This is a genomic window from Burkholderia sp. AU45274 (assembly GCF_030482505.1).
GTDB lineage: Bacteria > Pseudomonadota > Gammaproteobacteria > Burkholderiales > Burkholderiaceae > Burkholderia.
Window position 1 is genome coordinate 255,149 of the sequence record NZ_JAUJQE010000006.1, and the last position, 14,988, is coordinate 270,136.

The window sequence follows — 14,988 nt, forward strand, 5'->3', positions numbered from 1 at the left end:
GCGGGCGCTCCTCGCACCCGGCGCGGCCGGCAACGACGTTGCAGCTTCATCGTCATCGCACGCGCTCCACCGTCAGTGTCGACCCGCCGGGCGCCTGGGCCTGCAAGCGGCGGTCGTACATCGACTCGCCGTAGGCCGGCGGCGCGATGAAGCGACCCGCGTTGCTCGCCTTGATCCGGTAGACGAACTCGCGCACGTCGGTCGTCGCGGTGCCGTAGATCACCACACGATCCTCGCGCACGTCCGCAAACTGCGGCTGCCACGTGGAACCCTTCACGCCGATCGGCGACCGCCATGGTGCATCGGCCACCGGCGCCGACGCGCCGCCGTCGCCGTTGCTGTCGCCCTCCTGCGTGTCGGTGACGGGCGGCGGCGCGATGACCGGATCGAAGCCGCCCGGCAACAGGTCGACGATTGCAATGTTGCCGACGCTCGCCGAACCCGTCGCACGGATCTTCAGGTGCACGTCGATCTCCTGGCCGACCGTGATCTTGTCGAGCGGCTTGCCGTCCGTGTCGGTGTAGTCGCGCACGATCTCCAGCCCGTTCTTGATCGCCTTCGTCGACGTGCCGCGGTCGTAGCCCGACTGGCTCGTGATCCACCACGCGGGCAGCGAGCTGCCGTTCACGAAGTCGACGCGCGACGCACCGGCCGACCACGTGCCCGAGCGCACGAGGTTCGCCTGGATCGACGACACGTCCTTCGGCGCGGCGCCCGCGCGCACCTCGTCAATCGCGAGCTGGTCGAGCTGGCCTGCACTCGACGCCGCATACGCATCGAGCGCGAGGATCGTCATCGCCGACGACAGCGTGTTGTAGCGGTTGTCGACGAGCGGCGCGGCGAGGTTGTCCATCGCGCGCGGCGACAGCTTGCGCACGCGGTCCGGGAAGTGCTTCGCGATCAGGTACAGCACGCTCGCGTCGCGCGTCAGCGGATCGAGGTAGTAGCCCGTCACGTAGCCGCCGTCGGATGCGCGCTTGCGCTCGAGCAGCGCCTGCGGGCCCGCGATCAGCGCCGCGGCCTCCTTGTCCTGCTTCAGCAGCTGGTACGACGCGGCAAGCCATGCGGCTGCGAGATCGTTCTTCCAGTCGTTCGGATACGCATCCTGCAGCCGCTTCTGCACGGCCGCGAGGCTGTTGGTCGTCACGTTGCCCTGGCGCGTCAGCAGATACACCGCGTACGCGCGCTGCCGCAGCAGGTCGAGCGAGCCGAGCGAATCGTTCGCCGCGAGCTTCTGCAGATACTGATTGCCCGCGTCGAGCATGTCCTTCGGCACCGCGATGCCGCGCTCGCGCGCGTCGAGCAGCACGTGCATCGCGTACGCGGACACGAACGGATCGGCGTCGGGTGTCGCGCTCCACAGCCCGAACCCGCCCTGTGCGTTCTGCCGGCTGCGCAGCACCCCGAGGAACTGCGTGATCGCCGCCGCGTTCGTCGCGTCGGCACCGGCGTCGGTTGCGTGCATCGCGCTCGTCAGCGCCCGCACCGACAGCCACTTCGCCGCGAACACGCGCGGCACGGCCGCACTCACCAGCTGCTCGCTGCAGGTGTGCTCGAAGTTGACGAGATACGACGACAACCCTTCGGACAGCACGAGCGGCGCGGTCGAGATGCTCGCGTCGCGCGATGCATACGCGTCGTACATCGACCGCAGGTTCGGCACGCTCGCCTTCTTGCCCGGATCGAGGCGTGCGATGTCGAGCTGCGTGCGGAATGCGGCGGCCGGCCGCACCGACACGTCGACGCGCTGCTGCGCGCCCTTCGCGCCATAACGCGCGCCGAACGACAGCGAGCCCGAGCCGAGCGTGTCGGTCGCCTTCACGCGGAACATCGCGACACCCTCGTGCTGCGGCGCGAGCGCGACGTTCTGCGTGGCCGGCCCGATCACCTGCAACTGCGGCCCCGTCTTCAGCGTGACTGCGACCGGCACCGGCTGGTTGCCGACACCCGTCAGGTTGTTCGCGACACCGACGCTGACGTCGGCCTCGTCACCCGGCGCGAGTGTCGTCGGCACGTTCGGCGACAGCACGAAATCGCCGCGCACCGTCGTCGCGCCTTCGAACGTGCCGACCAGGTCCGGCGACACCGACACGGCCATCACGCGCAGCTTGCCGTTGAAGTAGTCGGGCACGGTGTAGCTCAGGCGCGTGTCGCCGTTCACGTCGACGATCCCCGACCAGTAGACGACCGGCTTGTCGCGCTTGCGCTTGAACGGGTTCAACTGGCGGCCGATTGCATCGTCGGCGTCGCCGCCCGGCGCGGCCATCGCCATCAGCTTCTCGAAGTCCGGCAGGATCAGGTCGAGGATCTGCGACGTGCCGACTTCGAGCATCCGCTTGCGGAAGAAGAACTTCAGCGGATCGCCGAGCTTGTAGCGCGCGACCTGCAGGATGCCCTCGTCGACTGCGAACACCACGACCTTCGCCGGCTTCGCCGAATGCACGGTGAAGTTCACCGTGTCGCCGGGCTTCACGAGCGCCGGCGCATCGACCGACACCGCGTTGCGGCGCGCGTCGAGGTTCACCGAGAACGGCACGACGCCGTAGCTCAGCGGGCTCATGAAGATCTCGTCCGACGACGGATCGCGAATGTACTGCACGTTGATGTAGCCGTTGCCCTCGAAGCCGGCCGGCACCGTGATGTGCTGGATCGAGCTCGTCGTGTCCGCATGGAACCACGCATGCGCATACACCTTGTCGCGCTCGATCGTGATCAGGCCGCTGCCCGCGTAAGGCGCGCGGATCGCGATCTCGACCTGCTCGCCCGGCTTGTAGTCGTGCTTCGCGAGCGTCACCTGCAGCTCCGCGTTGCGGTCGAGCGAACGCGTGACGTTCGCGTCGCCCGTGACCGAATACTCGATCCGGTTCACCGCCGCGCCGGCCGCGTTGCGGATCACGAGCGCATAGCTGCCCGGCTTGTCGGTGCGCAGCGTGAAGTCGAGCCCGGCCGCCGGAATCGCCAGCGGCTTGTCGTCGACCGGCACTTCCTTCAGCCGCGAGTCGTATTTATATGCGCCGGAATCCTGCTTGGTCAGCACCGACACGTAGCGCTCCTCGACGAGCTGCGCACGCAGGTCCTTCACGTCGATCGCCTTCGCGGTCGGATCGATCGCGACGAGCCGCACCGTGCGCGGGCTGCCGCGCTTCACGTAGCCGAGATCGTCGACCGACTTGTAGCCGACGAGCCAGTCGTTGTTCGACACGAGCGTCTGCGCGTTCGCGGCGACGTTGCGCCCGCCTTCCGCTTCATAGGCCTTCGCCTGGAAGTAGAGCTGGTAGGTCGCGTCCGCGTACTTGTCGAGATCGAGGTCGAACTCCGCATGGCCCTTGTCGTCGGTCGTGCCGTCCTGCAGCGTCGTCGTATAGCCCTCCTTCGCGCGGCGGGCGTCGAAGAAGTGATAGCCCTGCCAGCTGCGGAACGACGGCCACACCGGGCGCAGCGTCAGCGTCGCCGCGACGCGGCGCTTCTCCGCCGGCGTGCCGAACAGGTTCTGCGCATCGACCACGCCCTTCAGCCCCTTCGGCTTCACCCACCCTTCGACGACCTGCTGCGACAGCTTCGCGTCGACCTTCATCCGGTCGGGCAGGAACTCCTTCACCTGCACAGTCGTGCTGCCGATCGGCTCCGCGCCGGGCTGGCCGTCCTTGACGATGTACAGGTTGACCGTCCACGTACCGGTCGGCGCCGTTTCGGCCGTCGTATAGCCGAGCTCGGTGAAGCCGGTCGCATCGACCGTCACCGGCTTGCGCTCGACGGTGATCCCGCGCGGGTCGACGATCTCCGCCTGCAGCGGCACGCCGGCCGGGCTGCGCGCCCAGCTCGCCGCGCGCACGATCAGGCCGATGTGGAACGGATCGCCAGGGCGATACAACCCGCGATCCGAGAACAGGTACGCGGACAGTTGCCCCTGCCCCGTCGCATTGCGCTCGCCGTCGACGTCGAATCGCGAGAAGTCGAGCTGGCGATCGCGGCCGGCCACCGGCAGGAACGACAGGTCGGTGTCCTTCTTCACGACGTACAGCTGCGGCCGTTTCTCACGGTCGAGCCCCTTGAACGCGGGGAAATGCACGATGCCGTCGGCGCTCGTGGTCTGCGTGAACAGCGCCTGGCCGTTCACGGCGAGCACCGATACCGTTGCGCCCGCAACCGGCTTGCCCGTGCGGATCGACTGGATGAATACGTCCTGGCTGCCGTCCAGCGCCTTCTTGACCAGCATCCCGAGATCGGTCACGACGATCAGGCGGGTGTCGCCGAGCGCGTTGTCGCTGTCGTCGCCGTTGCTGCTGCTGTCGCCCGAATCGGCGTTGTCCGACTGATCCTGGCTGCCGTCGCCGGACGATGCATCGCTGTCCTTCGCATCGTCGGCTTTCTTCTTCTCGGCCGCCGGGTCGTACTTCGTCAGGTGCAGCAGGAACAAGCCGCGCTTGCCGCCCTTCAGGTACTGGCCGAGATCGATGCCTTCGTAATGCGCCTTGCCGGGGTCGCCGGCCGGGAACGCACGCTTCTGCACGAAGCGCTCGACGATGTGATCCTCGCTGAACGAATACGACAGCTCGGGCCGTGCGTACGTGCCGTTGTTGAAGCTCACGAGATGCTGGAGCTGGTCGGGCAGCACACGGCCGATCTCGACCTTCATCCCCGGCAGGTTGCGCGACACGACCGACAGCCGCTTGCTGCCGCTCATCGAGAGCAGCGAGCCGTCAGCCATGAAGCGCAGCAGCTTCGGATAGTCGGGCACCGTGAACGCGGTCGTCACCGGCTCGGCGAGCAGGTAGCCGCCCGCCGATTTCAGGTCGCCCGCGAAACGCACGACGATGCGATCGCCCGGCGTCGCGTGGTACTTGAAGCTTTGCAGCGTCGCGTAGTCGTTCTCGGTCGGCACCGCGTCGAGCGGCAGCGGCTTCGACTGCTTCAGCACCGCGTCGCTGATGTCGGCCACGTTCCATTCGTACGGCGGATCGTCGTCCGACTGATCGACGCCGGGTTTGCGCTTCGGCAGCACCCACGCCTTGGCGCGCGCGGCCAGGTCGGCGCTGCGCACGCCGTCCGACGCTTCCGCGACGAGCACCTGCTCGGGCTCGAAGCGCTCGTTGTCGACGAGCGTCGGCGCGATGTTGGCGATCGACAGGCTGTAGAGCCCCGGCACGGCGACCGACGCATGCAGCACGTCCGGCGTGCCGTTGCCGCCGCGCGCACTCTTCACGCCCTTGTCGACGTCGAGCCGTGCCACCAGCGGATCGCGCGGGATCTCGAGCGACTGCGAGCGGACCCATGCGCTCGTCTTCATCTTGTCGTAACTGACGGTGTAGCGCAGCGGCGTCGTATTCTTGCCGTCGCGACCGACCAGCACGAGGCCGACGCGTTTCTCGAACTCGGCCGGATCGACCGGGTAGTTGAAGCGCAACTGCAGCAGCGCCTGCTTTTCCGCCGGATTGTCGGGGTTCTGGTAGAACTCGTTGCTGCCGACTGTCGCGGCGAACGCCGGCAGGTCGAAAGCGAAACGGTTGTCGTGCATCAGCACCTGCGGCGCGAACACGCGGTGCACCGCGAAGCGCACCTCGACGTGCGCGCCGACCGGCCAGTCGGCCGCCGGCGTGAAGCGCAGCGTCTTGTCGTCGGCCCACTCCCAGGCACCCTTCAGCGCGGGCGTCATCTCGATGCCGTCGCCGGCCGGCTTGCCGACCTGTTCGATCGGCGCCGCCGATTGCGCGAACACGATTTCGAGCGGATGCACGCTGATCTTCGGCTTGTCGGTGTCGTCCACCTCGTAGGTGGTGATCGCCGGCGCCTTCACGGTGAAGCTGACGGTCGCGGGCTCGGGCGGCTTCGGGCGATGCTTGAACCAGTAGCCGCCGTAGCCGAGCGCGGCCGCGAGCAGCACGAGGCCGCCGGCATGCCACGGGCGGCGGCGCACGGCCGCGGCGGTCACGCCCATCCACGCGGGCGCCGTCCACGACACGTCGCCCACCAGCGGCCGCAGCGCGCAGCCGAGCAGCCACCACACGAAGCCCGCCACACGAATCGGCAGGAGCAGCAGGAAGCGCAGCAAATCCATTGTTATTTCCTTGTCAAGGACATGCTGCCGGGTGCGGCAACCTTCCCCGAATTGTTATGGGTCTGTGACGGCGCGGCCCGGTTGCGCCGTAATTGCTTGGTATGTTCGACCGGATGCTGGGCGCCATTATCGATCAGACCCGAAACGATGGAAATATCGGTGTGCCGGCGCGCAACGCCGCCGGATGACCGGCCGGTCGGGCGGATCTCGGTCGTCCAGGGCGCAACCTCTGCACACGGCGGCGCCGCGTTCGCTAGAATGCGCGGCTCGGCAGGCTCGAATCGAAATGAAAGGAAACCGCTTGAAACTCCCGTTCGAATGGCAGATCGGGCTGCGCTATGCGCGCGGCGGCCGGCGCTCGGCCGGCGACGGCTTCGTGTCGTTCATTGCCGGCGCCGCGATGGCCGGCATCGCGCTCGGCGTCGCCGCGCTGATCGTCGTGCTGTCGGTGATGAACGGTTTCCGGACCGAAGTGCGCGACCGGATGCTGTCGGTGCTCGCCCACGTGGAAATCTTCTCGCCGACGGGCGCGATGCCCGACTGGCGGCTCACCGCGCACGAATCGCTGCAGAATCCGGCGGTGCGCGCCGTCGCACCCTATGTCGACGCGCAGGCGCTGCTGACGAACGCGGGCAGCGTGACGGGCGTCGCGCTGCGCGGCATCGATCCCGTGCTGGAGCCGCGGGTGTCCGAGATCGCGCGCAAGCTGAAGACCGGGCGGCTCGACGCGCTCGTGCCGGGCGAGATGGGCATCGTGCTCGGCTCGGCGCTGGCCGACGCGCTGCACGTGAAGATCGGCGACCGCGTCACGTTCTTCGCGCCCGGCAACACCGCGCGCATCGGCGACGCGCTGCCGCGGTTCCGGCAGTTCAACGTGGTCGGCACGTTCGAGTCGGGCCACTACCAGTACGACAGCGCGCTCGCCTACATCCACCTCCGCGACGCACAGACGCTGTTCAACGTGCATGCGCCGACCGGCATCCGGCTGCGCCTCGACGATCTGCAGCGCGCGCCGGACGTCGCACTGGAACTGTCGCGCACGCTGTCGGGCGACCTCTATATCCGCGACTGGACACGGCAGAACCGCACGTGGTTCGAGGCCGAGCGGCTGCAAAAGCGCATGCTGTCGCTGATCCTGATGCTGATCGTCGCGGTCGCCGCGTTCAACCTCGTGTCGTCGCTCGTGATGACCGTCACCCAGAAGCAGGGCGACATCGCGATCCTGCGCACGCTCGGCGCGCCGCCCGGGTCGATCATGAAGATCTTCGCGATCCAGGGGATGACGATCGGCCTCGCCGGCACGCTCGCGGGCGTCGCGCTCGGCTGCGCGATCGCGGTGAGCATCCCGTGGGTGCTGCCCGCCATCGAGCAGTTGCTCGGCATCCGCTTCCTGACGCCGTCCGTGTACTTCCTCAGCTCGCTGCCGTCGAAGCTCGCGGCGACCGACGTGATCGAGATCGCCGCGGCCGCGTTCCTGATGTCGTGCGTCGCGACGCTCTACCCGAGCTGGCGCGCCGCGCGGGTGCGGCCGGCGGAAGCGCTGCGCGACGAATAGGCGTGCGGCGTGCGGCTCCCTGAGGCGCGCGTGGCTACGCGATCTCGTGAAAGCCGATGCTGTTGCGGCCGTTCAGGATGTCCTCGAACGCGGCGCCGAAGCCGACGTCGATCAGGCCGGCGCGCCGGCCGTAGGTCTTCTGCCCGGAATCGTCGACGAAGATCGCCGCACCCGACGACAACTGGCGGTCGGTATCCAGCAGCGCCAGCGTGCCGCGCGCGGTGCCGGCCGACTGATCGAACGTCAGCCGCGTGCCGTCCAGCGTAGTGAAATGCCCGCCGACTTCCTCGAACCTCTGGTTGCGCGCGACGGACGCGTTGATCTCCTTCATGAAGAGGAAGTCCGCGTCGGCGCGCTGGCTGGCCACCTTGCGATCGTCGTCCGTGAACGTCTCGCCTACGGCGGCCGCGCCCTGCTCCGCGAAATCGACGGCCTGCTGGTGAAACGCGCGCGTCGCGAGCACGAGGCCCGCGTTCGCGTTCAGCGTCGACTCCACCCACGCGCGATCGCTTTCCGTCATCGTCTTCGATACGACCTTGATCTGCCCGTTGTCGGTCATGAAGTCGAACTGCGCGTCGGCCAGGCCCGGACGCTTCGCGATGATCTCGTGCAGGCTCGTCGCGAGCTGGCTGGTGACGTCGCGCAGCTTCGTCGACAGGTTGCCCAGGATCGACATCTGCTTCATGCGCGCCGCGTGCATCGCGTCCTGGTCCAGCGCCCGGATGGTAATCGGCGTGTCCTGCGGCTGCCCGGTCGCCGCGTCCGTCTGCTGGCGCCCGTCGAGCGCAGCCTGCTGCGCCATCTGCACGAGCGAAAGGCCGCTCGCTGCCGTGACTGAAGTCGTCATGCCCTCTCTCTCCTTTCAATCTGTTTTTTACCGTTTACGGACAGATTTCCCGGAAATTTAGACCGATCGCAGGCCCATCGCCCCGCACACTTAAAACTTTGTTTGACTCGAACTAAAAAAGTTTGACACCGAGATTTCACTGAGATAAGTTTTGCGCAAGCTTCCGGAAAGCATTCCGGCCAGCCCTGCCGACTCGCGTCGCGCTTTCCTGCCGTTGCAGCACCGCCGTTCGCACCATCCCCGCCTCATCGCATCGTGCCGTTCCGTTTCATCTGAAACCTGAAGGAAGATCGGGCATGCCCGCATTTGATTCGCACTCCTGTATTCAATTCGTGCCGCCGGCCTCGCTTCGACCGGGCGACCCGAATCAGCCGCCGCGCTGACGCTTTGCGGTCGAGGCGATGCAATCGCCCCGACGCTCACCGGGTCGCGCGATGCGTGACGCGCGTCGACACCGGCCGTGACACCCGGGCATCGCGCCCGGCGCTTTCGAAGGTGCAGTTCCGTTTCATCCGATGCAGCACCCGGCCGGGCCGCAGGGGGCATATCGCGGGCCGTCCGGTTCCAGACAATCACAACAAGAGGTCGACAATGGACATTCATCGAACCGGATTACGTCGCGCGTGGCTTCCCGCGCTCGTTGCGGCCGCAACGCTCGCCGCGTGCGGCGGCGACGACGGCGGCAGCGTGGCGGGCGCCTCCGCGCTCGCGCAGGGCCAACAGGAGGGGGCCGCCGCCTCGGCGGCCGACAAGCAGTCGCTCGCGTCACGCATTTCGCCGTCGGGCGTGCCGTACGCCAACCCGGCCAGCGGCGGCCACTACCGGCCCGTGATCGCGAACGGCCAGGTGCAGCCGTCGCTGTCGGGCGGCACGATCGAGGAGAACGCGTGGGTCGACACGCCGGTCGACTCCGACGGCGACGGCACGCGCGACCGGATCCACGTGCGCATCGTGCGCCCGACCGAAACCGCGAACGGCGCGCGCACGCCCGTCATCGTGCTCGCGAGCCCGTACTACGCGGGCCTCGCCGACAGCCCCGACCACAACGTCGACGTCGAACTCGACGGCACGCCGCATCCGGCCGCCACGGCGGCCGCGGCAGCGACCGGCGCCTCCGCACGCATCATGGCCGCCGCGCCGCAGGTGCGGATGCTGCAGCAGGTCGAGGCGGCCGCCGCCGGGCGCTCGTGGATCGAGGGCTACTTCATCCCGCGCGGCTTCACGATCGTCTACGCGGATTCGCTCGGCACCGCCGGCTCGGACGGCTGCCCGACGATCCTCACTCGCGACGAATCGGTCGCGATGGCCTCGGTGATCCGCTGGCTCGGCCGCGACGCGACCGCGAAGGACGCGAACGGCAAGACGGTCGTCGCGAACTGGTCGACAGGCCACGTCGGCATGTACGGCGTGTCGTACGACGGCACGCTGCCGAAGATGGTCGCGAGCCTGCGCACGCGCGGGCTCGACGCGATCGTGCCGGTCGCCGGGCTGACGAACATGTACGGCTACTACCGCTCGGGCGGGCTCGTGCGTGCGCCGGAAGGCTATCAGGGCGAGGACGTCGACGTGTACATCAAGGCGCTGCTGACGAACGCGCATCCGGAGCGCTGCACGCACCTGATCGACGAAGCGCTGCAGCAGGAAGACCGCAAGACCGGCGACTATTCGCCGTTCTGGGCCGCGCGCGATATTCCCACCGCGTACGCGGTCGCGCCGGCGCTCGTCGCGCAGGGGCTCACCGACGACAACGTGCGGGTCGACCAGTCGACGCTGTGGCATCTCGCGATGCGGCGCCAGGGCGTGCCGACGCAGCTGTGGCTGCATCGCCTGAAGCACACCGACCCGACCCGCGTGCCGGCGATGGCCGACGCGTGGACCGCGGAAGTGAACCGCTGGTTTACGCGCTACCTGATCGGTTTCGACAATGGCGTCGAACGTGATCCGCGCGCGGTGATCGAGCAGGCGGACGGCACGCTGCTGAAGGAAGCGGACTGGGCCGCGCGCCACGCCACGCCGGTCACGTACTTCGCGGGCGGCGACGGCGCGGGTACCGGCACGCTGCTGCGGCTGCCGACCGGCGGCCCGCTCGCGCGTTTCACCGACGATGCGCGCATTACCGCGCTCACGCTGGCGAACGCGCCGACGGGCGAGAACCGCAGCCGCTTCGAAACCGCGCCGCTCACGGCCGCGACACGCCTGTCCGGTTCGGCGACCGCGCGCGTCAGGCTGACCTTCACGGCCGTGGCCAACGTGACGGCCCTGCTGGTCGATCGCGCGCCGGACGGCACGGCGACGATCGTCACGCGGGCGTGGACCGACCCGCGCAACCGCGTGTCGGAGTGGGTCTCGCAGCCGGTTCTGCCCGGCATGCCGTACGACCTGAAGCTGACGTTCATGCCGCGTGACTACAAGCTGGAAGCCGGCCACCGGCTGGGGCTCGTCGTGCTGTCGAGCGACAACGAGGCGACGCTGCGGCCGACGCCGGGCACCGGGCTGACGCTGGACCCGGCCGGTACGTCGGTGACGGTGCCGCTGGCTTCGTCCTGAGCGGGCGTGCGCCGGGCGGAACGCACTTCCGCCCGCGCGCGTCGCTGACACGGCCGAACGTCCGGCCAGCCTTCGATCGTCGCGGATTGCAAGGCTGGCCGGGCGGCCTGCCCGGCCGGTCGCCGCCGGGCATGGGTCAGGGCCGCCGGCCGTTCGGATCGCCCTGGCGACTCAAATAATCGATCAGCCACTGCGCGGCCGGACCGCTCGCGCGATCGGCACGCCGGATCAGCGATAGTCCGTAGCGGAACGTGCGCCGGTCGGCCAGTTGCACCGGCACGAGACGGCCCGACTGCAGATCGTCCTCGATCAGATGCATCGGCATCGATCCCCAGCCCAGCCCGGCGAGCAGCAACCGATGTTTCGCGCCGAGGTCGGCCACCTTCCAGGTGCGGGTCGCATGGATTCCGAACGATTGCCCGTCGGTGACCTTGCTGCGGTCGGTGAGCACGATCTGCGTATGCTCGCGCGCCTCCGAGAGCGGAATCGGCGCGTCACGCAACGCGAGCGGATGCATGGGCGCCGCAACGGTCAGCAACTCGATCGCCCCCATCGAGGTCGCGTCGATCGCATCCGGCCAGTTCGGAATCGGGCCACTGATGCCGAGCGCACAGCCGCCGTCGAGCACCAGCTTCATGACGCCGCCGAGCGCTTCGATCGCCAGGTTGAGTGCGACGGTCGGGAACGCCTCCGCAAACGCCTGCATGCCTTCGACCAGCTTCGGCAACGGAAACATCACGTCGACGGCCAGCGACAGCTCGGCTTCCACGCCGCCCCGCAAACCGGCCGTCTTCGCCTGCAACTGCCCCATCAGCATGTCGAGCCGACGCGCATCGGCGAGCACGACCTCGCCGGCGGCCGTCAGTTGCGGACGGCGTCTGCCGCGCTCGAACAACGGCATGCCCAGCTGTGCCTCAAGGCTGGCGACCGCATAACTCACCACCGATTGCGCCCTGCCGAGCCGACGCGCCGCCCCTGAAAAGCTGCCTGCCTCGACGACGGCGACGAACGCACGAAGCTGATCCAGATTGGGGCTGCGATCCACGATCTATCCAGAAAATTGATTTTAACGATCCATTCTAGCCAATTGTTTGGATCGAAACGATCCCCTACATTCCTGTCACGCCATGTCGATCGCGGCTTCCCCCGCGTCGACAGTCCCCCGTCAATGTCACAGGAACATGGAACCATGACGACCGACCGCTTGCTTTCACCGCCCCGGGCACCTGCGCGTCCGACGCTGTTCGACCCGATCGAACTCGGGCGCATCACGCTCAGGAATCGCATCGTAATGGCGCCGATGACGCGCAGCCGTGCCGGTGCCGGCGACGCGCCCGGCCCGATGAACGCGACCTACTACGCACAACGGGCCTCGGCCGGCCTGATCGTCACCGAGGGCGCGCAGATCTCGCCACAGGGCAAGGGCTATCCGTTCACGCCGGGCATCTACAGCGACGCGCAGATCGCGGGCTGGAAACAGGTGACCGATGCGGTGCACCGTGAAGGCGGCCGCATTTTCGTGCAACTGGCCCATGTCGGCCGCATCGGTCACCCGGACCTGCAGCCGGACGGCGCACGACCGGTCGCGCCGTCGCCGATCCGGCCCGACGGCGACGCCTATACGCCGACCGGCCCGCAGCCGTACCCGGTGCCGCGCGCGCTCGAAACCGCCGAATTGCCCGCCGTCGTCGACCAATACGTGCTGGCCGCTCGCGCCGCATTGCAGGCCGGGTTCGACGGCGTGGAGATTCACGCCGGCAACGGCTATCTGCTTGACCAGTTCCTGCGTGACGGCACGAACCGCCGGACCGACGACTACGGCGGCACGATCGACAACCGGCTTCGGCTGCCACTCGAGGTCGTGCGCGCAGTCGGCCTCGTTTCAGGCCCCGATCGATTAGGTATCCGTATCTCTCCGGTCACGCCGCATTTCGGTGGAATCGCGGATAGCGATCCGCAAACGCTGTTCGAGCGATTCGCCAACCGGCTGAGCGGCCTCGCGGTCTATCTCCATGTCGTCGAAGGCGTCCCTCAGGCCGCACCGGACGCGGTGCCCGCATTCGACTACGGCGCGCTCAGGCACGCGTTCGGCGGGCATTACATCGCGAACAACGGCTACACGAAAGCACGCGCGGAAACGGCGCTTTCCGACGGCCACGCCGATCTCGTGTCGTTCGGCTACCCGTTCATCGCGAACCCGGATCTTGCCGAACGCCTCCGGCACGACCGGCCGCTCGCGCATGCAGACATGTCCATGGCCTATGGCGGCGGCGAAGCCGGCTATACCGACTACCCGCCGTTTCGCGCATGAGCGCGGCCCCGAACCCCAACCGCTGAACACGACGGCGGATCGCCGATCCGCCGCCCCTCGAACAAGGACTCACCATGATTCGATCGATCAACCGCGCCCTGTACCGAACCGCTGCGCAGACGCCCACCGTCAACGCCATCCTGTCCGTCCTGGTGCGCACCCTCATCGCCGGCGTCTACGTCGGCGCGGGCATCAGCAAGATCTTCAACTACGCAGGCACCGAGCAATACATGGCGCACATGGGTGTACCGGGGGCGCTGCTGCCGCTCGTGATCTTCGTCGAGGTCGCCGGCGGCCTCGCGTTGATCGCCGGCTTCATGACGCGACTCGCCGCGCTCGGGCTCGCGATCTTTTCGGTCATCGCCGCGGTGATCTTCCATAGCGGCGGCGACCAGACGCAGCAGACCTTCTTCATGATGAACCTGTCGATGACGGGCGGCCTGCTCGCGCTCGTGCTGAACGGCGCGGGCCGCGCCTCGTTCGATCGCGGCGATCGGGCATCCCTGCCGGAGTGATCCGGCCGACGCCGCGTCCTGCCCGACACCTCACACATCCCGGGGGCAACGCCCCCGCATCCAGCGAGATTTCCCCGTGAACACCATGAATGCCATTCAGATCGATCATTTCGGCGCTCCGTCCGTACTCCGTCCGGTCGTGATCGAGCGCCCGACACCGGCTCCCGACGAAGTCCTCGTGCGCGTGACGCGCATCGGACTGAATTTCGCGGAAACGCTGCAACGCGCCGGTACCTATCCGGGGCCGGCGCCGACGTTGCCGGCGATATTGGGATCGGAAACGGTCGGCACCGTCGAAGCCCTCGGCGCGAACGTGCGGGACTTCCAGGTCGGCGATCGCGTGGCCGCGGCGCTGTTCGGCGCAACGAGCGGAACCGGCGGCTATGCCGAATATGTGACGGTACGCGCTCCGCTGATCGTCGCGATTCCCGACGCCGTTTCGGACGACGACGCCGTCGCGGTCATGCTGCAGGGGCTGGTCGCCCGCATGCTGCTGCGCGAGACGCCGGTGGCCGCACGATCCGTCGCCATCACCGCCGCAGCCGGCGGCGTCGGTTCGATGCTCATCCAGCTGGCGAGACTCGACGGCGCCAGGACGATCGTCGGCCTGGCCGGTTCCACGGAGAAGCTATCGACGGTGCGGGCGCTCGGTGCCGATCAGGCCGTGAGCTATCGCGACGACGCGTGGGTCGATCGACTCGGCGCCGCAACCGGCGGCACGGGCCCCGACGTCGTGTTCGATTCGATCGGTGGCGCCGTGGCCCGCACGCTGGCGTCCAGCCTTGCGCCGCACGGTCGCTTCGTCGCCTATGGCGCGGCAAGCGGCCAGTTGCTCGCGGTCGATGACAGCCTGATGAACGCGCTCATCTTCGGCTGCCGCTCGCTGTCGGGTTTCGCGTTGCATGCGTTCCTCGCCGATCACGTCGTGCAGCAAACGCTCGGCGAGCTGTTCGGCTTGCTGGCCACCGGTGCACTGAAGCCGCTGATCGGGGGCAGCTATGCGCTCGACGCGATCGTCGACGCGCATGTGGCGCTCGAGTCGGGCGGCACGACCGGCAAGCTCGTGCTGCGTATCGATCGATAGCGCTGCGCACCCGCCCTCGACCGTCGCGGGACGCCTCTCACGCCGACATCGATCCCGGACGAAACGGTGGGCGG

At 68.2% G+C, this 14,988-nt stretch carries 8 protein-coding genes; 5 read left to right on the plus strand and 3 right to left on the minus strand.

Annotation, left to right across the window (positions count from 1 at the left end; genetic code table 11):
* Positions 1–52 precede the first annotated feature (52 nt).
* The gene (locus QZM35_RS23285; protein ID WP_301776885.1) at positions 53–6,055 is read right to left on the minus strand and encodes an MG2 domain-containing protein; all 6,003 of its coding nucleotides are present in this window, start codon (positions 6,053–6,055) and stop codon (positions 53–55) included.
* A 286-nt stretch (positions 6,056–6,341) separates the two neighbouring features.
* Here QZM35_RS23285 and QZM35_RS23290 point away from each other — a divergent pair, with 286 nt between their 5' ends.
* Entirely contained in the window at positions 6,342–7,610 is a 1,269-nt protein-coding gene (locus QZM35_RS23290) for a lipoprotein-releasing ABC transporter permease subunit (RefSeq protein ID WP_301776886.1), read from the plus strand.
* A gap of 34 nt (positions 7,611–7,644) precedes the next feature.
* Here the strand turns inward: QZM35_RS23290 and QZM35_RS23295 are convergent, their stop codons facing one another.
* Positions 7,645–8,457, minus strand: a complete 813-nt coding sequence (locus QZM35_RS23295; RefSeq protein WP_301776887.1) for a hypothetical protein — start codon at positions 8,455–8,457, stop codon at positions 7,645–7,647.
* A gap of 591 nt (positions 8,458–9,048) precedes the next feature.
* Between QZM35_RS23295 and QZM35_RS23300 the strand changes: the two genes are divergently transcribed.
* Entirely contained in the window at positions 9,049–11,004 is a 1,956-nt protein-coding gene (locus tag QZM35_RS23300; RefSeq protein ID WP_301776888.1) for a Xaa-Pro dipeptidyl-peptidase, read from the plus strand.
* Positions 11,005–11,140: 136 nt separating this feature from the next.
* On the opposite strand, the gene QZM35_RS23305 is transcribed toward QZM35_RS23300, so the two are convergent.
* A complete protein-coding gene (locus QZM35_RS23305) occupies positions 11,141–12,049 on the minus strand; it encodes a LysR family transcriptional regulator (RefSeq protein ID WP_174973838.1) in 909 nt (302 codons plus the stop codon).
* Positions 12,050–12,193: 144 nt separating this feature from the next.
* On the opposite strand from QZM35_RS23305, the gene QZM35_RS23310 reads away from it, so the two are divergent.
* The 3 genes from QZM35_RS23310 to QZM35_RS23320 all read left to right on the plus strand — a co-directional run bounded on the left by QZM35_RS23310 (position 12,194) and on the right by QZM35_RS23320 (position 14,914).
* On the plus strand, positions 12,194–13,315 hold the full coding sequence (locus QZM35_RS23310; RefSeq protein ID WP_089433153.1) for an alkene reductase: 1,122 nt from the start codon (positions 12,194–12,196) through the stop codon (positions 13,313–13,315).
* Positions 13,316–13,389: 74 nt separating this feature from the next.
* Positions 13,390–13,830, plus strand: a complete 441-nt coding sequence (locus QZM35_RS23315) for a DoxX family protein (protein WP_089426793.1) — start codon at positions 13,390–13,392, stop codon at positions 13,828–13,830.
* A gap of 76 nt (positions 13,831–13,906) precedes the next feature.
* The gene (locus QZM35_RS23320; protein ID WP_089426792.1) at positions 13,907–14,914 is read left to right on the plus strand and encodes a zinc-binding dehydrogenase; all 1,008 of its coding nucleotides are present in this window, start codon (positions 13,907–13,909) and stop codon (positions 14,912–14,914) included.
* Positions 14,915–14,988 lie beyond the last annotated feature (74 nt).